At 71.5% G+C, this 20,701-nt stretch carries 18 protein-coding genes and 1 pseudogene; 6 read left to right on the plus strand and 13 right to left on the minus strand.

All coding sequences use genetic code 11. The features are described from left to right. Positions 1-3 precede the first annotated feature (3 nt). The 11 genes and pseudogenes from IF88_RS0116010 to IF88_RS45430 form a co-directional block, all read right to left on the minus strand. Positions 4-1,071 carry an isocitrate/isopropylmalate dehydrogenase family protein gene (locus IF88_RS0116010; protein ID WP_030711647.1) on the minus strand — a complete coding sequence of 356 codons (1,068 nt, stop codon included), beginning with the start codon at positions 1,069-1,071 and terminating at the stop codon, positions 4-6. Further along, positions 1,068-3,095 (minus strand): aconitase family protein, encoded by a 2,028-nt coding sequence (locus IF88_RS0116015; RefSeq protein WP_051836939.1) that lies wholly within the window; start codon positions 3,093-3,095, stop codon positions 1,068-1,070. The genes IF88_RS0116010 and IF88_RS0116015 overlap by 4 nt, the downstream gene beginning before the upstream one ends. Then, positions 3,092-4,339 carry a GNAT family N-acetyltransferase gene (locus IF88_RS0116020; RefSeq protein WP_030711652.1) on the minus strand — a complete coding sequence of 416 codons (1,248 nt, stop codon included), beginning with the start codon at positions 4,337-4,339 and terminating at the stop codon, positions 3,092-3,094. The genes IF88_RS0116015 and IF88_RS0116020 overlap by 4 nt, the downstream gene beginning before the upstream one ends. After that, positions 4,329-5,135, minus strand: a complete 807-nt coding sequence (locus IF88_RS0116025; protein ID WP_051836941.1) for a class I SAM-dependent methyltransferase — start codon at positions 5,133-5,135, stop codon at positions 4,329-4,331. The genes IF88_RS0116020 and IF88_RS0116025 overlap by 11 nt, the downstream gene beginning before the upstream one ends. Beyond that, the gene (locus IF88_RS0116030; protein WP_037806047.1) at positions 5,132-6,292 is read right to left on the minus strand and encodes a LeuA family protein; all 1,161 of its coding nucleotides are present in this window, start codon (positions 6,290-6,292) and stop codon (positions 5,132-5,134) included. Before IF88_RS0116030 ends, IF88_RS0116025 begins: the two co-directional genes overlap by 4 nt. Next, positions 6,289-6,876 carry a hypothetical protein gene (locus IF88_RS0116035; protein WP_030711661.1) on the minus strand — a complete coding sequence of 196 codons (588 nt, stop codon included), beginning with the start codon at positions 6,874-6,876 and terminating at the stop codon, positions 6,289-6,291. Before IF88_RS0116035 ends, IF88_RS0116030 begins: the two co-directional genes overlap by 4 nt. Beyond that, entirely contained in the window at positions 6,873-7,196 is a 324-nt protein-coding gene (locus tag IF88_RS0116040; protein WP_158754391.1) for a chorismate mutase, read from the minus strand. Before IF88_RS0116040 ends, IF88_RS0116035 begins: the two co-directional genes overlap by 4 nt. Next, positions 7,193-8,131 (minus strand): hypothetical protein, encoded by a 939-nt coding sequence (locus IF88_RS42060; protein WP_051836943.1) that lies wholly within the window; start codon positions 8,129-8,131, stop codon positions 7,193-7,195. Before IF88_RS42060 ends, IF88_RS0116040 begins: the two co-directional genes overlap by 4 nt. Further along, positions 8,128-8,604: a GNAT family N-acetyltransferase gene (locus IF88_RS42065; protein ID WP_051836946.1), complete on the minus strand. Its 477-nt coding sequence runs from the start codon at positions 8,602-8,604 to the stop codon at positions 8,128-8,130. Before IF88_RS42065 ends, IF88_RS42060 begins: the two co-directional genes overlap by 4 nt. Beyond that, a complete protein-coding gene (pabB, locus tag IF88_RS0116055; RefSeq protein WP_234323548.1) occupies positions 8,601-10,655 on the minus strand; it encodes an aminodeoxychorismate synthase component I in 2,055 nt (684 codons plus the stop codon). Before pabB ends, IF88_RS42065 begins: the two co-directional genes overlap by 4 nt. A gap of 504 nt (positions 10,656-11,159) precedes the next feature. Further along, a pseudogene (locus IF88_RS45430) lies at positions 11,160-11,327 on the minus strand (adenosylmethionine--8-amino-7-oxononanoate aminotransferase BioA); the annotation flags it as partial. Between the two features lie 326 nt (positions 11,328-11,653). On the opposite strand from IF88_RS45430, the gene IF88_RS0116065 reads away from it, so the two are divergent. The 6 genes from IF88_RS0116065 to IF88_RS0116090 all read left to right on the plus strand — a co-directional run bounded on the left by IF88_RS0116065 (position 11,654) and on the right by IF88_RS0116090 (position 18,376). Continuing rightward, a complete protein-coding gene (locus tag IF88_RS0116065; RefSeq protein WP_051836949.1) occupies positions 11,654-12,880 on the plus strand; it encodes an MFS transporter in 1,227 nt (408 codons plus the stop codon). Between the two features lie 102 nt (positions 12,881-12,982). Next, on the plus strand, positions 12,983-13,225 hold the full coding sequence (gene acpP / locus IF88_RS0116070) for an acyl carrier protein (protein WP_030711687.1): 243 nt from the start codon (positions 12,983-12,985) through the stop codon (positions 13,223-13,225). Beyond that, positions 13,225-14,406: a beta-ketoacyl-[acyl-carrier-protein] synthase family protein gene (locus IF88_RS0116075; protein WP_030711690.1), complete on the plus strand. Its 1,182-nt coding sequence runs from the start codon at positions 13,225-13,227 to the stop codon at positions 14,404-14,406. The genes acpP and IF88_RS0116075 overlap by 1 nt, the downstream gene beginning before the upstream one ends. Before the next feature lie 16 nt (positions 14,407-14,422). Then, on the plus strand, positions 14,423-15,586 hold the full coding sequence (locus IF88_RS0116080; protein ID WP_051836957.1) for an 8-amino-7-oxononanoate synthase: 1,164 nt from the start codon (positions 14,423-14,425) through the stop codon (positions 15,584-15,586). A gap of 49 nt (positions 15,587-15,635) precedes the next feature. Then, positions 15,636-17,177, plus strand: a complete 1,542-nt coding sequence (locus IF88_RS42070) for an AMP-binding protein (protein ID WP_051836958.1) — start codon at positions 15,636-15,638, stop codon at positions 17,175-17,177. Continuing rightward, positions 17,174-18,376, plus strand: coding sequence for a thiolase family protein (locus IF88_RS0116090; RefSeq protein ID WP_030711699.1), 1,203 nt, complete (start codon positions 17,174-17,176; stop codon positions 18,374-18,376). Before IF88_RS42070 ends, IF88_RS0116090 begins: the two co-directional genes overlap by 4 nt. Positions 18,377-18,410: 34 nt before the next feature. Here the strand turns inward: IF88_RS0116090 and IF88_RS0116095 are convergent, their stop codons facing one another. Together IF88_RS0116095 and IF88_RS0116100 are read right to left on the minus strand one after the other, a co-directional pair. Beyond that, positions 18,411-19,658: a cytochrome P450 gene (locus tag IF88_RS0116095; protein ID WP_234323549.1), complete on the minus strand. Its 1,248-nt coding sequence runs from the start codon at positions 19,656-19,658 to the stop codon at positions 18,411-18,413. Positions 19,659-19,865: 207 nt separating this feature from the next. After that, positions 19,866-20,414, minus strand: coding sequence for a streptavidin (locus IF88_RS0116100; protein WP_030711706.1), 549 nt, complete (start codon positions 20,412-20,414; stop codon positions 19,866-19,868). Between the last annotated feature and the right edge of the window lie 287 nt (positions 20,415-20,701).

A 20,701-nucleotide genomic window follows, 5' to 3' on the forward strand; every position in this document is an offset into this window, starting at 1 on the left:
TCCTCAGTCCTTGTCGTGCCGGGCGACCGCCCGGCAAATCAGGTCGCCCACCTCGGCGGTGCGCGCGGTGCCGCCCAGGTCGGGTGTCAGCAGGTCACCGCACAGCACCTCGTCGACGGCGCGTTCCACGGCGGTGTGCGCCGCGGTCAGGCCCATCCGGTCCAGCAACAGCGAGTAACTCATGACGGACGCGAGCGGGTTGGCGCGTCCCGTGCCCGCGAGGTCGGGCGCGCTGCCGTGCACGGCTTCGAACACGCCGAGGAACTCCGTGTCCTCGGGGTCGTAGCTCGCCGAGGGCGCCACCCCGAGCCCGCCGGCCAGCATGGAGGCCTCGTCGCTGAGGATGTCCCCGAAGAGGTTGCCGGTCACCACCACGTCGAAGCGGGCCGGGTCGCGGATCAGCTCCATGGCGGCGGCGTCCACGTACAGGTGGTCGCACTCCACGTCCGGGTAGGACGCGGCGATGGCCCGGAACCGGCTCTGCCACAGCGGGCCGGCGCTCGGCATGGCGTTGCTCTTGTCCACCAGTGTGAGCCTGTGGCGGCGGGAGCGGGCGAGCTCGAAGGCGGCCGTGACCGCCCGGTCCACGGCCCAGCGGGTGTGGACGCCGACCTCCATCGCGACGTGGCCGGGACGGCCGCCCCGGACCGTGCCGCCGACGCCGACGTACACGTCCTCGGTGTTCTCCCGCACGATGACGAGGTCCACGTCCTCGACGGAGCGCACGTGCTTGAGGGGGCAGTGCGCGAGCGCCCGCAGGCGCACCGGCCGCAGGTTGACGCTCAGTTCGAGCTGCTGGCGCAGCCCGCCGATGATCCGGATCGCGTGCCGGTTGTCGGGGATCCGGGCGTCGCCGAGCGCGCCGAGCAGCACCGCCCGGTAGTCGCCGCGGATGGCCTGGATGTCGATGTCGACGTCCCCGTGCTCCAGGAACCAGTCGGCGCTGTAGGGCAGCACCTCGGTCTTCAGGCCGGTGCCGAAGACGTCCTCGACCACCGCGTGCACCTTCAGCACCTCGGACATGACCTCGGGCCCGATGCCGTCTCCCGGGATGACCGCGAGGGTACTCACGAGGCCGATGCCTCCGCCCGGACCTGAGCGCCCGCGTAGGCGACGAGGCCGCCCGCGGTGAGCAGCTCCCGCTCGAAGGCGGAGGGCGGGGTGATCGGTGCGGAGGTGCCCCGGGTGACGTTGACCAGCTCGCCGCGTTCGTCGTCGACGACCAGCCGGTCGCCCTCCCGGATCTCGTAGGCGAACTCCCCCACTTCCACCAGCCGCAGGCCGATGTTGAGGGCGTTGCGGAAGAAGATCCGCGCGAAGCTGTGCGCGACGACGAAGGGCGCGCCGGAGGCCTTGATGCCCATCGGGGCGTTCTCGCGGGAGGAGCCGCAGCCGAAGTTCATGCCGCCGACGATCACCGAGCCGCTCAGGTCGTGCCCGGTCCGCGCGTAGTGGTCGAGGAACGGCTGGTTGCCCGCGTGGGCCATGATGTGCTTCTTGTACTCGGCCGGATCGGGGATCTGGCAGAACACGCCCGGAAGGATCACATCGGTGTTGACGTGGTCCCCGAAGACCCAGGCGAGGTTTCCGCCGCCCCCGGCGCCGCCCGCGTCCGGCGCTGCCGCGGGGAGCTCGTCCGCACCGCCCGTGAGCGGGGCCCGGCCCTCGCGCGCCGAGTGGAGCGCGAACAGCTCGTCGATGCCGCGCCGCAGCGCGTCCTCGTCGGCGTAGTAGTCGCTCCGGTCGCCGATGGGGGCGAGTACGCCGGTCAGCGCGGCCCGGGCGGCGATGGCGGGGCTGGCCAGGACGACGCTGGCGTCGACGTCCCCGCACCGGCCGCGGAAGTTCCGGTTGGAGGTGAAGATCGCGACCTCCCCCTTGCCGAGCACACCGGACTTGATGCCGATGCACGGGCCGCAGCTGGAGGACTCCACGTAGCAGCCGGCCTCGATCAGTACGTCGATCAGGCCCTCCTTCATCGCCGCCCGGTAGGCCTTCTGGGAGGCCGGGATGACGATGGTGCGCACCCCCTCGTGGACCCGCTTGCCCCGCAGGACGTCCGCTACGACCCGCAGGTCCTCCAGGTGCCCGTTGGTGCAGGAACCGATGAAGACCTGGTCGACGGGTATCTCGCCGTTCTCGTTGGCCCTGCGGGCGAGCGGCCCCACGCCCGTCATCAGGTCCTCGCGGCCCTCGTACGCCTCCCAGTCGCGCAGGACGTGCTGGAGCTGGTGCGCGCCGATGGCGTTGTCGGGGGAGAAGGGCAGCGCGACGGTCGGCTCGATCAGGCCCAGGTCGATGTCGATCACGTCGACGTACTCGGCGTCGTCCTCGTCGATGGTGAAGCCCGGGTAGTCCGCCTCGTCGCCGAGGTAGTCGGCGAGCACCCCGTCCGTGGGGAACAGACCGTACTTGGCGCCCATCTCCACCGCCATGTTGCTCAGCGACAGCCGGTCGGTGATCGCCAGGGAGGCGAGGCCGGGACCGCCGAACTCCAGGCTGCGGTAGACCGCGCCGTGCACGCCGATCAGCCCGCACAGGTACAGCGCCACGTCCTTGCCCTGCACGTGCGGACGCAGGCTCCCGTGGAAGCGGACCAGCGTCGCCTCGGGCACCCGCATCCAGACGCTGCCCCGGACCAGGGCCATGGCCAGGTCGGTGGAGCCGATGCCGGTGGCGAGCGAGCCGATCGCGCCCGCGGTGCAGCTGTGCGAGTCGGCGCCGACCGCGACGTCACCGGGGCGGATCAGCCCCTGCTCGATGAGGATCTTGTGCTGGATGCCGCCGTCGTAGCCCACGTCGAACACCTTGATGCCGTGCTCGCGGGCGAACCGCCGCAGCTCGACGAGGATCGAGGCCATAGAGGCGGTGTGCGTGGGGACGACGTGGTCGAAGACGAAGGCCGTCTTCTCACGCTGCGCGGCGAGGCCGGCGGCTATGTAGTCGTCGTCGAAGCCGGAGTCCCGGAGGATGTCCAGGGCCCATTTGACGGTCATCTCGCTGCCCCAGCACAGGTCGAACGGCAGGTCCACGACCTCGCCGGTGCTGACGGGACGGCCGAGTTTGTGCTCGAAGAGCTGTCGTACGAGAGTCATCGCAGAACGCGTCCATCCTGGTGGCCGAGAAGCTGTTTCTTGAGGCAGTCGAAAACGGTGACGTACGGCTCGATCCGCCGGTGCGCCGCGGGCGAGGAGAACCGGATCCAGCCGCGCACCGGCGCCGGGCGGCAGCCGCGCAACCGCTTCGCGTCCGCCGAACCCATGCCGTAGGCGATGCGCCGGGCGCCGCCCGCGACGGCCAGTTCGGCGAGGTGGTAGAAGACGAGGTTGAAGTAGGCGTAGGAGGCCCCGACGGCGGTGGCGTCGAAGCCGAGGAACTTGGGGTGCAGGACGCCCCCGCCCTCCAGGCACAGCAGGAAGCCCGCGATGTCGGGCCCCTCGGCCTCCCGGCCGCGCACCACGTACAGCGCGGGACCCAGCCGCGGGGCCCCGAGGAGCGCGGTGAACAGCCGCTCCATCGCGGCCCGGTCGACGGGCAGCCCGTACTTCTTCTGCTGTTCCTCGGACAGTTCGGCGCAGCGGGCGATCACTGCCGGGTCCGGCTCCGTGATCTGCTCGACCCGCATCCCCGCCTCGGCGAACTTGCGGATCTCGGAGCGGACGACGGTACGGCGCTTGCGGTCCAGGGTGCCCAGGTACTCCTCCAGGGAGGTGTGCGACCCGGTGTCGAGGTCGAACTCCAGATCGGAGAGGAACCCCAGGTAGCCGTGGCCGGCCAGGGCGCGGTGCAGCTCGCCGTCCCCGCCGGACTCCCACAGGAAGGACTGCGAGGGGACCTCGGCCTCCGCGCAGAACTCGTCGACACCCACGAGGAGTTCACCGATCGCTCGCCGCCGGTCGACGTCCGGCAGAGTGAGGACGTCACTGGCGTATCCGTACGGACTCGTCATCACCAGCGCCGGATAGCCGGCCGCACGCGTGTGCCCGGCCTCCGTCCGCACGACGGCGGCGAGCAGCGCCGCGGCCTCGGCGGACTCCTCCTGCGAGCGGTCCCGCGCCAGCGCCCGGCGCAGGTGGTCCATCTCGTAGTCGCCGAAGAGGGCCCCCGTCGGATCGTGGTAGGGAAACGCGTCCGGGTCCCGGACCAGCAGGCCCTGCACCCCGGCGACCGTGCGCGCCCCGTCCCGCAGCAGGAAGAGGACCAGCTCGAAGCCGAAGCACTCCTCGACCGCGCGCAGCCAGTCGTGGGAGAGGTACACCTGCGTGTCGGGGACGAGCGCGTCCCATTCCTCGCGGTCCACGCCGGATGCCGACCGTACGACGACGACCTCAGTGCCCACGGACGTCCACGCCCTTCGTGGCGACCGCGATGAGGCGATCGGCCCGGTGGTCGTAGGGTCCGCCGGCGTAGTCCCCGTGGAAGCGGACGTCGGTGAAGCCGGCGGCCGCGAGCATCGCCCGCAGGTCGGTCGCGCCGTAGAGGTGGAGCGTCATCGAGCCCCGGGCCGCGTGCGAACCGTCGACGGAGTACCAGTCGCTGCGCAGCCGGCTCCAGTCGTCGAGGACGGTGTCGCGCTGGAAGAGCAGCCTTCCGTCCTGCTCGGAGCAGGAGACCCGCTCGTCGAGCCGCGCGAGGATCTCCTTGCCGACGACGTCGACGAGCAGGGTCCCGCCCGGCGCCAGGCTGGTGTGCGCGTTGCGCAGCACCTGGACGTTGTCCTCGTGCCGGTCCAGGTAGCCGAAGGAGGTGAACATGTTGACGATGGCGTCGAAGGCCTCCGGCTCGGCGAAACGGAGCATGTCCGCCTCGACGAACCGGGCCTTGACGCCCGCGTCCTGACAGCGCGTCCGGGCCCGGCCGAGCAGGGGCGCGCTGAGGTCCACACCGGTGACCGCGTGGCCGGCCCGCGCGAGCGGCACCGTGAACAGGCCCGGTCCGCAGCACAGGTCGAGGACACGGGCACCCGAGGGGAAACGGAACAGCGGGGACTGCTCCACGATCCGTTCGGCCTCGGCGGCGCGCTCGGCGGAGAACAGGTGCGGAGAGAAGTCGTCCCAGAAGGTCTGGTCCGCGAACCAGCCGGCGGTGTCGGCGGCGTCGGTCGCGGCGGTACCGGTGCCGTGCTCCGCGCTCATGCCCGTACGGCCGTTCGCGCGCGGTGGATCTCGATCACCTGGGCCTCGGTGACGCTGGACTTCGTCAGCACGGACGCCGCCTTGACGTCGAGCAGCACCGCGCCGAGGACCTCGTCGTCGTACGCGAGCCCGTGGGCGTCCAGGACGTGGGCGATGATGCCCTTGCCCGAGTGCTTGCCCATGACGATCCGCCGGGTGTGACCCACCAGTTCGGGCCGCAGCGGCTCGTAGGCGGTGGAGTCCTTCATCACCGAGGACACGTGCAGGCCGGACTCGTGCGAGAAGGCGTTGCCGCCGACGATCGGCTTCATGGGGCTGACCTCGATGCCTGACAGGTCGGCGATCAGGTTCGACATGGGCTTGAGCCGGGACAGGTCCACATTGGTCTCGAACCCGTACAGCTGGGTCAGGGCCACGGTCACCTCCTCCAGGGAGGCGTTGCCCGCCCGCTCGCCCAGGCCGTTGACCGTGCACTGGACCTCGTCCGCCCCGCCGAGGATGCCCGCGACCGTGTTGGCCGTGGCGAGGCCGAAGTCGTTGTGGCAGTGGAGCGAGAGCGTCACGCCGATCTGCGAGCGCAGCCGCGAGATGAGCGTGCGGAAGGCGTCGGGGGTGGTGGAGCCGACGGTGTCCGCGACGCCGACCAGGTCCGCGCCGCTCTCCTGGGCGAGGACGAGGACCTCCTCCAGGTAGTCGTAGGAGGTCCTGGTGGCGTCCTCGGAGCCGCAGCCGACGTACATGCCGAGGCCCTTGGCGTACTTGATGCCGTCGGCCATCTCGGCCTTCAGGCGCTCGCGCACCGCGCTGTCCGTGCCGCCGAACTTGACCCGCATGTGCACGTCGGAGGTGGGCACGAAGGTATAGATGGCGTTCGCCCCGCAGGCCTTGGCCAGGTCGATCTCGGTCCGGTTGGGCCGGCAGAACGCCACCACCCGGGCGCGCAGGCCCAGGGCGGAGATGCCGCGCACGGCGTCCTGGTCGGCCTGCGAGGAGGCCGGGAAGCCGGCGTCGATGACGTCGACGCCCATCTCGTCGAGAAGGCGGGCGATCTTCACCTTCTCCTCGACCTGGAAGGCCACTCCGCAAGTCTGCTCGCCGTCGCGGAGCGTGGTGTCACAGACGAGGATCTTCCTCGCCGCGGATGCGGTCCCGGTCATGCGCCCTCTCCCAACAGGTACTCGCGGCACTTGGTGCCGATGACTTCACCGGAGAACCGGGGCCGGCGTCCGTAGACGACCCAGGTGGTGGTCACCGCGCCGATGTAGCGGTCCAGGCGCAGCGTCCCGTTCGACTTCTCCAGGTACTCCAGGTGGGTGAGCCCCGAGTCGTAGGCCCCCGCCAGCAGTTGGGCGCCCACCACGGGCTTGGACGCCACCGGGACGACCTCCTCCCACTGCGACACGTCGACGTAGCCGGCGGTCGCCGGGACCAGCCCGAGGGACCTGGGCCGCTCCACGTCGGCCCGGCTGAGCAGCACCAGTTCCTTGGTGGGGTACACGAAGGTGTCCACCACGTGGACCTCGCTGAAGTACCGCTCGGTGAGCAGGTGCACCTCGGGGTGCGCGCTGCACTGCACGAGGTAGTCGGACTCGCCGCGGCGCACCCGCTCCAGGCCCTCGTGCAGGTCGATGGTGAGGTCGATCTTGGCGTCGTCCTCGATGCCCTGGAACCCGAAGTAGTGCCGCAGGGCGTTCTCGTGGCAGCTTCCCTCGGGGCCGAGGGTGGTGAACGTCAGGGTCATCGCGGTGCCTCCACAGTCGTCGCGGCCGCCGGAGCGTCGATGATCTCGTCCTCCAGGCGGCACGCCTCGTCGATGAGCAGGGTCGCCAGGGACCGCATGAACTCGGGGGAGAGGTCCAGCCGTTCTCCCCGGGCCGCGTAGGCCTCGCGCACGGCGGTGACCCGTTGCGGCTGCATCATCGGGATGCCGTTGGCCCGCTTGACCTCGGCCACTTCGCAGCAGATCGCCAGGCGCGCCGCCACGAGCTCCGCCAGCTGTTGGTCCAGTACCTCCAGCCGTTCCCGGAAGGGCCGCAGGACGTCTTCGGGGGTCGCGTTCATCGCGAGGCCTCCCATGCGAGGGCGCGGGCCGCGCCGTGCAGGGAAGGGAGTCCGTATCCGCCCTCCTGGACGAAGACGGTGGGCAGCCGCTGCTCGGCCAGCAGCGCGGCGACGGGCCCGAACACCTCCGGCGGGAGCGTCCAGGAGCCGTGCGGGTCGCCCGCGAGCACGTCGTAGCCGACCGAGACCACCAGGGCCTCGGCGTCCTTGCGGAGCAGGTGCGACAGGGCGTCCTTCACGAGCGCCAGGAACCCCTCGGTGCCGGGGTCGGACTCCACGCCGAAGAGCCCCGGTCCCGGCTCGAAGGCGTACGGGAAGTCCTTGGCGTGGCTGGAGTGCACCGACGCGAACGGCAGCGTGGGGTCGCCCTGGACGCAGGCGAGCGTGCCGTTGCCCAGGTGGTAGTCGATGTCGAGGATCCCGACGCGGGCCACGCCCTCCTCGCGCAGGGTCCGGGCGGCGACGACGGCGTTGTTGAGGAAGCAGTAGCCGCCGTACCAGCCGGGGCCCGCGTGGTGGCCCGGGGGCCGCACGAGGGCGTAGCTGTTCTCGCCCCGGCGGGCCGTCAGCTCGGCCGCCCGGACCGCGGCGGCCGCGGCGCCGAGGGCGGCGGGCCAGACCCCGCGGGTGACCGGGGTCTCCTGCTCCAGGCCGGGGGCCGAGAACGCGCTGTCGAGCACCGAATCCCGGCCCTCGGGCACCCCGTGGCGCAGGTGTTCCAGCAGTGCCACGTCGTGCACCGCGCCGACCATCCGCTCCGCGCGGGCCGTACCGTCCGCGCCGAGCGGGGCCGCCACCGCGCCGCCGTCGAGCAGACCGGCCAGGATCCGGTGGATCCGCTCGGGTATCTCCTTGCTGGCCACCTGGGCGCCGCCCGGCTCGACCGTGAACGGCAGCGCCTCGGACTCCTCGGGTACCACCACGTGCAGCGTCATGACAGATCCTTGATCACGCGGGGGCCGATGACACGGAAACCGGAGCGCTCGTAAAACGCCAGGGTCCGCGGGTAGGAGGGGAACCGCTCGGCGGGCAGGCACACTTCGACCCGCCGGACGCCGTCCGCGGCGCACCGCGCGTCCAGCGCCTCCAGCAGCAGGGCCGCGACCCCCTGGGACCGCAGCTCCGGCGCCACCCACAGCTCCTGGACGTGGCGGTACGGGGCGGCGAGCCGCAGCGCGGTCTGGGTGGTGTACCCGAGTACGCCGACCACGCGCCGCTCCTCGTCCCGCGCGACCAGCACGCCGGAGCCGTCCTTGCCGGCGATGGCCTCGTCCACGGCCGCACCGAGGCCCGGGATCGTGTGGGTGGGGTCCCCGCGCAGCTCCCGCAGGAGGGCGGTGACCGCCTCGGCCACCGCCCGCGCCTCCGCGGGCTCGGCCGGACCCGTCTCGAACTCCACCGTGCTCATCCCTGATACCTCGCAGCCGTTTCCGATGTGACCTCGCGCAGCTCCTCGACGCCGAGGACCCGCAGCAGCGCACGGGCCTTCAGCCGCGTCTCCTGGAACTCCTCCTCGCCGTCCGAGAGCACGATGAGCGCCCCGCCCACGCCGATGCGCACGCGGTTGCCCTCCCAGACGATGGTGCGGATGACGATGGACTGGTCCGCCGCCCCGTCGAACCCGAAGTACCCGAGACTGCCGGAGTACACCCCGCGTTCCTCCGGCTCCAGCGCGTCGAGGAGCTCCACGGTCCGCTTCTTCGGCGCGCCGGTCATCGACCCGCCGGGGAAGAGCGCCTCCACGCAGTCGACCGCGCCGCGGTCGGCGCGCAGCCTGCCCCGCACCGTGGTGACGAGCTGGTGCACGGTGGCGTACGACTCCGCGGCCATCAGCTTGGGCACGTGCACCGTGCCGGTGTCGCAGACCTGGCCGAGGTCGTTGCGGAGCAGGTCCGCGATCATCAGGTTCTCGCTGCGGATCTTGCGGTCCGTCTCCAGAGCCCTGCGGGCCGCCTCGTCGGCCACCGGATCGGCGTGCCGGGGAGCGGTCCCCTTGATCGGCTTGGCCTCGACCTCGCCGTTGCCGGCCACCGTGACGAACCGCTCCGGCGAGGAGCTCAGGATCGAGCGCTCGCCCAGCCGGACGTACGCGGCGTAGGGCGCCGGGTTGGTCGCCCGCAGCCGGAGGTAGGTGTCCAGCGGGTCGGCCTCGCTGGTGCCGCTGATCTGGTACGTGTAGCAGGCCTCGTACGAGTCGCCGTCGCGCAGCCACTGCTGGACGGTGTCGAAGTGCTCCAGGTAGGTCTCCCGGTCGACGCCGGGTTCCAGTACGGCCGGTGCGGCCTCCCGCCGGGGCCGGGGCACCAGGGCGCGCCGTGCCAGCGTGCGCACCTCCTCGCACCAGGAGTCGTGCTCCTCGGCGGAGAGCCCCACCGTGATCAGGTAGCGCCGGTCGGTCTCGTGGTCGTAGGCGGCGTAGCGGTCGACGCGCAGGAGCTCCGCGTCCGGCCGCTCGCCGCTGCCCGCCCGGCCGATACCGACGCTTCCCTTGATCCCGTAGCCGAGATAGCCGAGGTAGCCGCCGGCGAACGGCACGGGCGAGGCGCCGGCCGGCACGGGGGTGGTCGCGAGACCGGACCGCAGGTGCTCGAAGACGGTGCCGCGGACGCGCTCCACGCTCTCGTGGGTCTCGCGTTCGACGACGTTCGCCCCGGCGTACGCCCTGATCACCTCCAGGCCGTCGCCGGCGCACGAGCCGAGGTAGCTGTAGCGGCCCATCCCGTACGCCGTGCGCGAGCTGTCGAGCCAGAAGCCGTACGGGCTGTCGGCGAAGGCGCGCAGGAACAGGTCCTCGGCGCTCAGGTCGACGTCCAGTTCGCTCCAGCGGAGCGTGGGCGTGATGCCCAGGAAGTTGGCGATGATCTCCTCGCCGTACTCGCTGTCCACCGACTCGGGGTGGAACTGCACGCCGTGCAGCGGGCGTTCGCGGTGCTGGAGGCCCATCAGCAGGCCGCCTTCGGACCAGGCCGTGGCGACGAGGTCCTCCGGCAGCGGTTCGGTGACGGTGAGGGAGTGGTAGCGCACCGCGCGGAAGCCCTGCGGGACGCCGGCGAACACACCGGTCCCGGTGTGGGTGATCGCGCTCGTCTGGCCGTGCACGACCTCCGGTGCGTGCCGGACCTCGCCACCGAAGGCGAGGGCCAGGCCCTGGTGGCCGAGACAGACGCCGAGGACGGGCACGGTGGCCTGTTCGAGAAGGGCCCGGCAGAGCCCGAAGTCCTCGTCCCTGGCCGCGGTGCCCGGGCCCGGGGAGATCACGACGTGGGTGAAGCCCTGGCGCAGGAGGTCGTCCGCCGTCGCCTCGTCGTTGCGCACGACGACGGGAGGTACGCCTGCCACCTTCCATATCAGCTGGAAGAGGTTCCACGTGTAGGAGTCATAGTTGTCTACGAGAAGGATCCGCAGGTCTATCACGATGTGGTCGAGCTCCTTGACGGCCGGAACGGGCCTTTTGGGCACGGTGGACCGGCTGACCGACTTTTCTATCGGTGATGATTCATGGGTGAATCGATCGCTCTGAATTGAGCGCGCGTCGGCATGTTCAAGAGGAAGGTGCGCATGGCGAAGCCAATGAAAGTGACATGTGAAGCCCCCGTAATGTCTGTCACTGTTCGGATCTTCTCGGATGCGCAGAATGGTCGTGCGGTCGATGCGGCGGTCCGAGAAGGCCGTTCCACCGTTCGATGCTAGTCATGCCGGGCCGAATATGCACCCTCGTGTGACTCAACCCACTACGACCTGCGGTAACGCCCGGGGTTGTGACTCGAGTCAGTTGTCCGGACGTCAGGTGCCGGGGCCGCAGGGGGGACTGAGGGACCATCAGCCGACTTGCGCGGCGGCCAGGACGCCCGCCGCGATCCTGGCCAGGTCCTCGTCCCCGGTGACGAACGGGGGCATGGAGTAGACCACGTCGCGGTAGGGGCGCAGCCGCACCCCCGCGCGCATCGCCGCACGGGAGGCGGCGAGCCGGCGTCGCTTCTCCGGGCGCCCGAGGGAACGCCGGTACCGCAGGGGCAACTGGACGGCGACCTCGTCCGACACCGAGCCGGAGTCGGACAGGAACACGTGCCGGAGCGGCTCCGGGGTGATCTCGACGAGCCTCGCGGCCAGCCGTACGGCGGGCTCGACAGTTCGTCGGAATCGCGCGTTGACAAACGGTCCAAATCCACCACCGACCCGATGTATTCAAGCCACATCTACTTGTGGCGGCCGGGGTTTGACCGGAAATAAACCATCGTTGCTGGTCAAGCCATCGGTAGGGCGGCGCTTTTCAGCCATCGGGGGCGTGATCGCCCTCACGCTAAAGCCGTTTTTGCCGGGACATGCTTGCTGGTACGTTGATCGGAACAACCCCGTTCGTACAGCCGGTTCACGAGAGCGGCTCGACTTGAAAGGGGGGCTCGGAAATTCACGATCCTGACATGCGTGACCGCGTGAAGGGTCCCCCGGGAGGCGTCATGCCCCACAAGGTGATTCTGGCGCTTCTCGCGATCGGCTCCTTTGCCGTCGGCACCGACGGATTTGTCATCAGCGGGATTCTTCCGCGAATCGCCGGTGAACTGGACGTGTCCGAACCGGTGGCCGGACAGCTCGTCACGGCCTTCGCGCTCAGCTACGCGATCAGCGCACCGGTCCTGATGACCCTGACCGCCGGCCTGTCCCGGCGCGTCATGCTGCGCGGCTCGATGCTGGCCTTCCTGCTCGCCAACGTACTGGGTGCGCTCGCCCCCACGTACGGGGTGCTGATGACGGCCAGGATCCTGGCCGGGATCAGCGCCGCCCTCTACATGAACACCGCCGCGGCCACCGCGACGGCGCTCGCGGGGGAGCGGTACCGGGGCCGGGCGGTGTCCCTGATCATCGGCGGGCTCACGGTGGCCACGGCGCTCGGTGTGCCCGGCGGTACGCTGGTCGGGCAACTCGGCAGCTGGCGGCTCACGTTGGCTCTGGTGGTGGTATTGGCCCTGCCCGTGTTCATCGGGCTGTTCCTGGTGCTGCCCGCGGTGCCGCAGCCGCCGGTGATCAGCATGCGCGACCGGGTGCGGATCGGCGCGCAGCGCCCGGTCCTGCTGGCCGTGCTGGCCAACCTGTTCGCGGTGGCCGGCTGCTTCACCGTCTTCACCTACCTGGCGGCCTTCACCCGGGCCACCACGGGCATGGACGACGCCAGCGTGAGCATCGTCCTGCTGGTGTTCGGTGTCGCGGGCGCGGTCGGCAACGCGGTCGGCGGCCGGCTGAGCGACCGCGTCGGGGCGGAACGCACCTTCACCGCCTCGGTGTCGGGCGTCACGGCGGCCATGGTGCTGCTGGCGGTACTGGCGAGCTGGTTCGCCTCCGACTCGACGGTCGTGGTGGCGGTCTTCCTCGCCGTCACGGTCGCCTGGGGAACCGTCTACTGGGCCGAACCGCCCACCGCCATCCACCGCGTGCTGGACCTGGCCCCCACCGCCCCGAGCGTGGCCATCTCCGTCAACAGCTCCGCCTCGTACCTCGGCGTGGCCCTGGGCGGCGCGGTCGGCGGGGCGGTGCTCGACCGGCTCTCACCGGCCGCCCTCGCCTGGGCGGGCGCCTGCCTGGAGCTGATCGCTCTGGCGCTGGTCGTCCTCCCGAGGGTTTCCGCGGGTCGCAAGGGTCGGGCCGTGGCGCCCGCCCGCGTGCTCCCGGAGCCCGTGCACGACGTGTGACCTTGATGACTTCCGGCCTTCCGGCGCTGACACAGAGGCTCCGGAGCTGGAAAAGTATGAAACACCGACAATTCACCTTATTTTGGGGGAGGTTGGCCACCCGTGGCTAACGACGACGTTTTCGACCGGCTCACCACCTGCGCCGTGGACGTCTTGCAGGTCAAGCAGGAGTCCGTGACCCCGGACGCGAGCCTGACCGAGGACCTGGGCGCCAGCAGCCTCATCCAGGTGGAGCTGGTCATGGCCATCGAGGAGGAGTTCGGCATCTCGGTGCCGGACGAGGCGGTGGAGGACATCCACACCGTCGACGACCTGCACCGGCTCATCCTCTCGCTGGTCGCGTGATGGCAGGCAAGGCAGCAGGGGCACGCCGCGTCGCGGTCACCGGACTCGGTGTCGTGAGCGCCTGCGGCACGGGGGCGGAGGCCTTCTGGGAAGGCCTCTTCCAGACGCCGCCCGACGGCCACCGGGAACTGACGGACTGGGATCCGTCGCCCTGGATGGACGTCCGCGAAGCCCGGCACACCGACCGGTTCACCCAGTTCGCCGTCGCCGCCGCCGAGATGGCCCACCGCGACTCGGGCCTCACGGAGGTGGACGCCGAACGCAGCGGCGTCGTCATCGCCACCGCGCTGGCCGGCGTCAGCACCTTCGAACGGCAGACCGTCATCCACCACGAGCGCGGCGGCCGCCGGGTCTCCCCGTTCCTCGTGCCGATGATGATGGCCAACGCCGCCGCCGCGACGGTGGCCATGCGCCAGGGCTGGCGCGGCCCGTGCGAGAGCCTGGAGACCGCCTGCGCCGCGGCCACCCACGCCATCGGGCACGCCGCACGGATGATCGCCGACGGCACCTGTGACCGGGTGCTCGCCGGCGGCACCGAGGCCGCGATCACGCCGACCATCGTCGCCGGATTCACCAACATGCGGGCCCTGTCCGCATCCGGCCGCACCCGGCCCTTCGACGCGGAACGCGACGGCTTCGCCATCGCCGAGGGCGCCGCGGTGCTCGTCCTGGAGGACTGGGACACGGCGGTGGCGCGCGGCGCCACCATCCACGGCGAGGTGCTCGGCTCCGGCAGCACGGCCGACGCGCACGACATCACCATGCCCGCCCCCGGCGGCGGCGACGCCGCCCGGTGCATCCGGCTCGCCTTGGAAGACGCCGGGGTGCGCCCGGAGGACGTACGTCAGATCAACGCGCACGGCACCGGCACCCTGCGCAACGACGAGGCGGAGACCAACGCCGTCCTGTCGGTCTTCGACGAGTGCCCGCCGGTGACCTCCACCAAGGGGGCGACCGGACACGCGTTCGGCGCCGGCGGTGCGCTGGAGGCCGTCGCGGTGCTGCTGTCGATGCGCCACGAGCTGATACCGCCGACCGTCGGCCTCACCACGGTCGACCCGGCGCTCGCCGTGGACGTGGTGACCGGCGAGGGCCGCAAGTGGCAGCCCGGCCCCTCCCTCACCCAGTCGTTCGGCTTCGGCGGCCACAACGGCGTCCTCGTCCTCGGCCCTGCCGGATAGCGTTCGGAGCGAAGCGATGGAAGCAGAGCGACACAGCGATCCGAGCGACGTGTTCGCGTGGATCGACGACAGCACGCGGCGCAGGGACCGGGCGGGCCTCACCCGCCGGGTCCAGGTCCGCGGAGCCCGGCCGAACGTGATCGACTTCGGCGGCAACGACTACCTCGGCCTCACCCGCCACCCCGACGTGGTCCAGGCGGTGGCCGACGCCTCCCTGACCTGGGGCGCCGGCTCGACCGGCTCCCGGCTGGCCACCGGAACGACGGAAGTCCACGTCGAACTGGAGCGGGAGCTCGCCGAGTTCAGCGGGGCGGAGGCCGCGCTGGTCTTCTCCTCCGGCTACCTGGCCAACCTCGGCGCGGTCACCGTACTGGCCCGCCCCGGCACCCTGATCGCCTCCGACGCCTTCAACCACGCCTCCCTGATCGACGGCTACCGGCTGTCGGGCGCGGACGTGGTCGACACCGCGCACGCCGATCCGCAGGCGCTGGAGCGGGTGCTCGCCGAACGGGAGCAGCAGCGCGCGGTGGCGGTCACCGAGTCGGTGTTCTCGGTCGACGGCGACCTCGTCGACCTCCGGGCCGTCCTCGACGTCTGCCGCCGGCAGGGCGCGGGCCTCCTCGTCGACGACGCGCACGGATTCGGCGTCATCGGCGAGCGCGGAGAGGGCGCGGTGGCCGCCGCGGGGCTGGCCGGCAGCCCCGACGTGGTCACCACCATCACCCTGTCCAAGTCCCTCGGCGCGCAGGGCGGCGCCGTGATCGGCCCCCGCAGGGTGATCGACCACGTCATGAACATGGCCCGCAGTTTCCTGTTCGACACCGGGCTCGCCCCGGCCTCCGCCGCCGGCGCCCTGGCGGCGCTCCGGGTGCTGCGCGCCGAGCCGGACCGGCCGGCCCGGACCCGGGCCGTGGCGGTCACCCTCGCCGAGCGCCTCGCGGCCACCGGACTGCCGGTGACCGAGGCGCAGGCGGCCGTGGTCTCGGTCCGCGGGCCCTCCGCCGCCCAGACCGCGAAGTGGGCGGAGGACTGCCTGGCCGACGGCGTCAAGGTGGCGTGCTTCCGCCCGCCGTCGGTGCCCGACAGGTTCTCCCGGATCCGGCTCACCTCCCGCGCCGACCTGACCGAGGCCGAGATCGACCGCGCGATCGACGTCGTGGTCAAGCACAGCCCCTGGTAAGCCCGTTGCCCCGGGGCGAGCCGGCCCGGGCCGAGTGAGGGAGACCGTCATGACGATCGCCGGTGGGTTCCTCTCGAACACCACGAAAACACCCGGCCGGGCCGCCCTCGCCATCGGCGGAGGAGCCGGGCGACAGTGGAGCTACGACGCGCTGCGGCGCGGCGCGCTCGCCGTCGCCCGGGCCCTGCGCGCCGAGTTCGGCCCGCGTCCCGGCCCCGAGGTGCGGATCGCCGTACTCCTCGGCAACCGCGAGGAGTTCCCGCGCCTCTTCCTCGGCGCGGCCGTCGCCGGCATCCCGGTCATGGTCCTCGACCCGGCGTGGAGCGACGCCGAACTGGCCGCCGTCCTGCGCGACACGCCGCCCTCCCGGCTGTTCTGCGAGAGCGCCGGCGAACCGCTCACGCGGTACGTGCCCCCCGCCGGCCTGCTGGAGGTGCCCGGACCCCGCTTCGAGGCCTGGCTGCGCGATCACGGCGGCGGGGAGGCCCCCGACGGACCCGCGGAGTTCGCCGGGGTGCCGGACAGCGCGCCCTTCTACGTCGGCTTCACCTCGGGGAGCACCGGCCGGCCCAAGGGCGTGGTCCGCTCGCACCGGTCCTGGCTGCGCACCTTCGACCGCTACACCGACGGGTTCGGCATCGACGCGAGCGACACGATCCTGCTGCCGGGCTCCCTCGCCCACTCGCACTTCCTCTTCGGCCTGGTGCACGGACTGCACGTCGGGGCGACCGTCTGCCTGATGCCCGCCTTCGACGCGGGCCGCGCACTCGACGACATCGAGCGGCACTCCGCCACCCGGCTCTACCTGGTGCCCACCATGTTCCAGGCGCTTCTCGACCACGCGCGCCGGCACCCGGGCCGTCGCTTCCCCGGGGTGCGCTCCCTGCTCTCGGTGGGCGCGAAATGGTCCCCGGCCCGCCGCGCCCAGGCCGGGGAACTCTTCCCGAACGCCGACGCCGTGGAGTTCTACGGGGCGACGGAACTCAGCCTCGTCTCCGTCCTCCACGGGGACGACGACGGCCCGCGGGAGTCGGTCGGCAGGCCCGCGGCCGGGGTCGAGCTGTCGCTGCGCTCGCCCTCGGGCGAGGAGGTCGGCGTGAACGAGCCGGGCCAGGTGCACGTGCGCAGCGACATGCTCTTCACCCGCTACCTGTCGGCCGAGGACGGCGAAGGCCCGGACCGGGACGGCTGGTTCACCGTCGGCGATATCGGCCGCGTCGACGAGCGCGGCTACCTCCACCTCGTCGGCAGGAAGAAGGGAATGCTGATCAGCGGCGGGCTCAACGTGCACCCGGAGGAGGTCACGGCGGCCCTGCTCCAGCTGGAGGAGATCGCCGAGGCCGCGGTGGTCGGACTGCCCGACGAGCACTGGGGCGATCTCGTGTGCGCGGTGGTCCGATGGCACGGCGAGTCGCGCCTCGCCCTGACCGAGGTACGCGACCGGGCCGCGGCCCACGTGTCGCGGCAGAAGTGCCCCAGGCGGCTGTTCGAGACGGACGCGCTGCCCTACACGTCCAGCGGAAAGATCGACCACGGGCGGGTGCGCGGCATCCTCCTCGACGGTCGCCACGGTATGCGGGAGGTCATGTGAACGGGCAGCGGCCCATCGTCGCGGCGGCGCGGCGGACCCCGATCGGCCGGATCGGCGGCGCCTTCGCCACCACACCGGTCCACGAGCTCCTCGGGCCCGTCCTCACGGCCGTGCTGGAGGACCTGGGGCTCACCGGAGCCGACGTCGACGACGTGATCGTCGGCAATGCCGGGGGCTCCGGCGGCAACCCCGCGCGGTACGCCGCGCTCACCGCCGGCCTGGGCATCGAGGTGCCTGCGACCACCGTCGACCGGCAGTGCGGCAGCGGTCTGGAGGCCGTGAACCTGGCGGCCCGGCTGGTGGCGGCGGGAGCGGCGGACGTCATCCTGGCCGGCGGCGCGGAGAGCGCCAGCACCGCGCCCTGGCGGGTGGAGCGCCCGGCCGTCCCGCACGGGACACCCCGGTTCTACGCCCGCCCGCACTTCGTACCCGCCGAGTTCGGGGACCCCGACATGGGGGTCGCCGGGGAGAACGTGGCACGGCGGGGCGGGATCACCCGGGAACGCCAGGACCGGTTCGCGCTCGCCAGCCACCGCAAGGCGGTCGAGGCCGCCCGGGCGGGACGCCACGCGGCCGAGCTGGTGCCCGTGGACGTACGCGTCGGCAAGGCGGGCACCGTGACCGTGACGGCGGACGAGTGCCCGAGGCCGGACACCAGCCTGGAGAAGCTCGCCCGGCTGCGGCCCGCGTTCGTCGAGGGCGGCACCGTCACCGCCGGCAACTCCTGCCCCGTCAACGACGGCGCGGCCATGGTCGCCGTGGTCTCCGAGCGGAAGTTCCGCGAACTGGGCCTGACCAGGGGGCTGCGGGTCACCGACTCCGCGGTGACCGGCGTGGACCCGGAGATCCTCGGCTGGGGTCCCGTCCCGGCGGTGCGCCGGCTGCTCAAGCGCAACCCCGGCCTCGACCTCGCCGACGTCGAACTGGTGGAGTTCACCGAGGCGTTCGCCGGTCAGGTACTGGCCTGCCTGGACGAACTGGGCATCCCCGAGGAGCGGGTCAACCGCGGCGGCGGCGCCATCGCGCTGGGCCACCCCTGGGGCGCCTCGGGTGCCGTCCTGGTGACCCGGCTCTTCTCGGACATGTTCGGGGACACGGACCCCGTGGCGGGCCGGGCCCGGTACGGCCTGGCCACGCTCGGGGCGGCGGGCGGCCTCGGCATCGCCACCCTCTTCGAACGCCATGCGCCGCGGCCCTGACCGCCGGCCCGACTCGCGGGCGGCGGGGCCTCGTTCAGCCCCGCTCCACCAGCACCTGGAGCGGGGCCCGGAACGAGAGCAGCGCCAGCATCTCGGGCGAGGACCGGTCCGAGAGCCTGAGGTCCGGGAGTCGCTCGGCCGTCATCCGCATCACCACATCCGCCTCCATCCTGGCCAGTTCGGCGCCGGAGCAGCGGTGACGCCCCACGCCGAAGGACAGGTGCTTGCGGACGTTGGCCCGGTGCGGACAGAGCTGCTCGGGGTTCTCGAAGACCTCGGTGTCCGAGCCGGTGGACGAGAGCATCAGCAGCAGCGGCGCCCCGGCCGGCAGGTCCACGCCGGACAGGGTCATCGGCCGGCCGGTGACCCGGCGCCAGGTGGTGATGGGCGGATCACGCCGCAGCACCTCCTCGGTCCAGGGCTCGACGGTCGCCGGCGCCTCGGCGAACCGCCGCCACAGACCGGGCTCCTGGAGGGCCCTGCGGTACATGGTGCTGAGCATCTGGGTGGTCGTCATCTGACCGGCGATGATCATGAAGTAGACCACCGCGGCCTTCTGGGTCACGCCCAGCGGCTCCCCGTCCGGCAGCCGGTGCGCGGCGAGCGCCCCGAGCAGCGTGGCCTCCTCGGGCGCGGGCTTCGAGACCAGCGCGGTGAGCCAGGCGTAGAACTCGGCGGCCCCGCGGGCCAGCGCCACCTCGCGCTCGCCCCGCGGCCGCCCCCAGAACAGTTCCAGGGAGGCGTCGCTCCACCGGGCCAGGGTGTCGATGTCCACGTCGATGGCCGATTCCAGACCGAGCAGCCGCAGCATCACCCGGAAGGGCACGTCCCGGGCGATGGTCGTCGCCAGATCGCACGCGCCGTCGGCGGCGAGCCGCCGCTCGACGTCGTCGAGCGCCTCCGCCACGACCTTCTCGACCATCGGCACCGCGGCGTTGACGGCCTGGGCGTTGAGCAGCTTCGTCATGATGCGCCGATAACCGGCGTGACTGTCCGAGCTGTTGTTTGCAAGTGTTTGCGGGAGGTCGAACTTGACCCGTGCGAGGGCGCGCAGCGTCGGCACCGAGAAGCGCCCGATGGCGTCGATCGCGTTGTCCGGAAGGAAATTCTCCGGATCGAGGAGAATGGAGCGCACGTCCTCGTACCGGCTTATCAGCCAAAGCCCCGTGTTCTCGTCGTACTTCACGGGTTCTTTCGCGCGGAGTGCCGCCATCGCCGGATAGGGGTCGAGTGCGTACCCCTGGTCGAACAGATCCACACTGCCAACGGGTATTGCCACCATCACGTCAATTCCACCTTCCCCCGACCGACGGTATCAAGCCGTCACGATCGCGCTGAATACCCGCCGGGGACGAACCTGTGTGAGACGCGTCTCGCGTGGACGGCGCCGGGGCGGGTCCGCGGACGGACGGGCCGTCCGGAGGATCCCCTCCGGACGGCCCGCACGTGTTCGGTTCGGCGTCTCGGCACCTGGGTGCCCGGGCGCGTCCTACTGCTGGACGGCGTCGAGCGGGTTGCCGTTGTTGACGCCGGCCTTCTTGGCCGCGTCGATGGCGGCGGCGGACGGCTTCACCTTGGTGAAGGTGTCGTGGCCGACCAGGGTGGACTTCCAGGCGTCGGCCGCGGTGGTGCCGGAGGTCAGCAGCCACTGAGTGTTGATCTTCGCCTCGGCGCCGCCGACGTACTGGCCGCTCCACGTCGTGGCGGAGTGGGCGTTGCGGTAGTTATTCTTCCAGGCCACCGTCCAGCCGAGGGCGGTGCCGGTGCCGTCGGCGGGGGCGGCGTCGTAACGGCCGGTCAGGACGTAACGGCTCTCGGCGTTGCCGACGGCCGACTCGTAGGTGCCGGTGAGGCCGCCGTCCGCGTTCGCGGTCACGATGAAGGTCGAGCCCAGCTGGTTGTACCAGGTGCCGGTGATGCCGGCCTCGGCGGCCGAGACCTGGGCCTTCGCGTCCTTCGTGGGGTCCGCCGAGGCGCTGGCCGTAATCCCGACGGTGGTGAGCGAAACGGCGATGGCTGCAACGACGATCTTGCGCATGTGAGACACGAAAAATACTCCCCTAGGTGTTGCCGACGGGGTGGCCGGCACGCATGTTGCGCGCGTCGCCCGTATCCCGCCCGTCAAGGTTTGTGACCTCGGCCGTGCACCTGGCGGTGCCGGTGGACAAGCAGCAATGCGGCATGGGCCGTTGGCGGCAGAACAGGATGGTCGAGGTCCGGGTCGATGGTTGCCAAGGGCACATGTTCGGTGGAAATCGTACTATTGATACGGGGGTTCGCAGCAACGTTTTCTGCAAAGGAATTTCAGCCAAACTGTGGCCGAGT

Source organism: Streptomyces sp. NRRL F-2580 (assembly GCF_000720115.1).
Lineage (GTDB): Bacteria > Actinomycetota > Actinomycetes > Streptomycetales > Streptomycetaceae > Streptomyces.

Bases quoted from the DNA above. Each gene is read 5' to 3' on its own strand.
- IF88_RS0116035 (WP_030711661.1), bottom strand. From the start codon at position 6,876: ATGACCCTGACGTTCACCACCCTCGGCCCCGAGGGAAGCTGCCACGAG.
- IF88_RS0116080 (WP_051836957.1), top strand. From the start codon at position 14,423: ATGGAAGCAGAGCGACACAGCGATCCGAGCGACGTGTTCGCGTGGATC.
- IF88_RS0116015 (WP_051836939.1), bottom strand. From the start codon at position 3,095: ATGACTCTCGTACGACAGCTCTTCGAGCACAAACTCGGCCGTCCCGTC.
- IF88_RS42060 (WP_051836943.1), bottom strand. From the start codon at position 8,131: ATGACGCTGCACGTGGTGGTACCCGAGGAGTCCGAGGCGCTGCCGTTC.
- IF88_RS42065 (WP_051836946.1), bottom strand. From the start codon at position 8,604: ATGAGCACGGTGGAGTTCGAGACGGGTCCGGCCGAGCCCGCGGAGGCG.
- IF88_RS0116100 (WP_030711706.1), bottom strand. From the start codon at position 20,414: ATGCGCAAGATCGTCGTTGCAGCCATCGCCGTTTCGCTCACCACCGTC.
- IF88_RS0116025 (WP_051836941.1), bottom strand. From the start codon at position 5,135: ATGAGCGCGGAGCACGGCACCGGTACCGCCGCGACCGACGCCGCCGAC.
- IF88_RS0116095 (WP_234323549.1), bottom strand. From the start codon at position 19,658: ATGGTGGCAATACCCGTTGGCAGTGTGGATCTGTTCGACCAGGGGTAC.
- IF88_RS0116075 (WP_030711690.1), top strand. From the start codon at position 13,225: ATGGCAGGCAAGGCAGCAGGGGCACGCCGCGTCGCGGTCACCGGACTC.
- IF88_RS0116065 (WP_051836949.1), top strand. From the start codon at position 11,654: ATGCCCCACAAGGTGATTCTGGCGCTTCTCGCGATCGGCTCCTTTGCC.
- IF88_RS0116040 (WP_158754391.1), bottom strand. From the start codon at position 7,196: ATGAACGCGACCCCCGAAGACGTCCTGCGGCCCTTCCGGGAACGGCTG.
- IF88_RS0116030 (WP_037806047.1), bottom strand. From the start codon at position 6,292: ATGACCGGGACCGCATCCGCGGCGAGGAAGATCCTCGTCTGTGACACC.
- IF88_RS42070 (WP_051836958.1), top strand. From the start codon at position 15,636: ATGACGATCGCCGGTGGGTTCCTCTCGAACACCACGAAAACACCCGGC.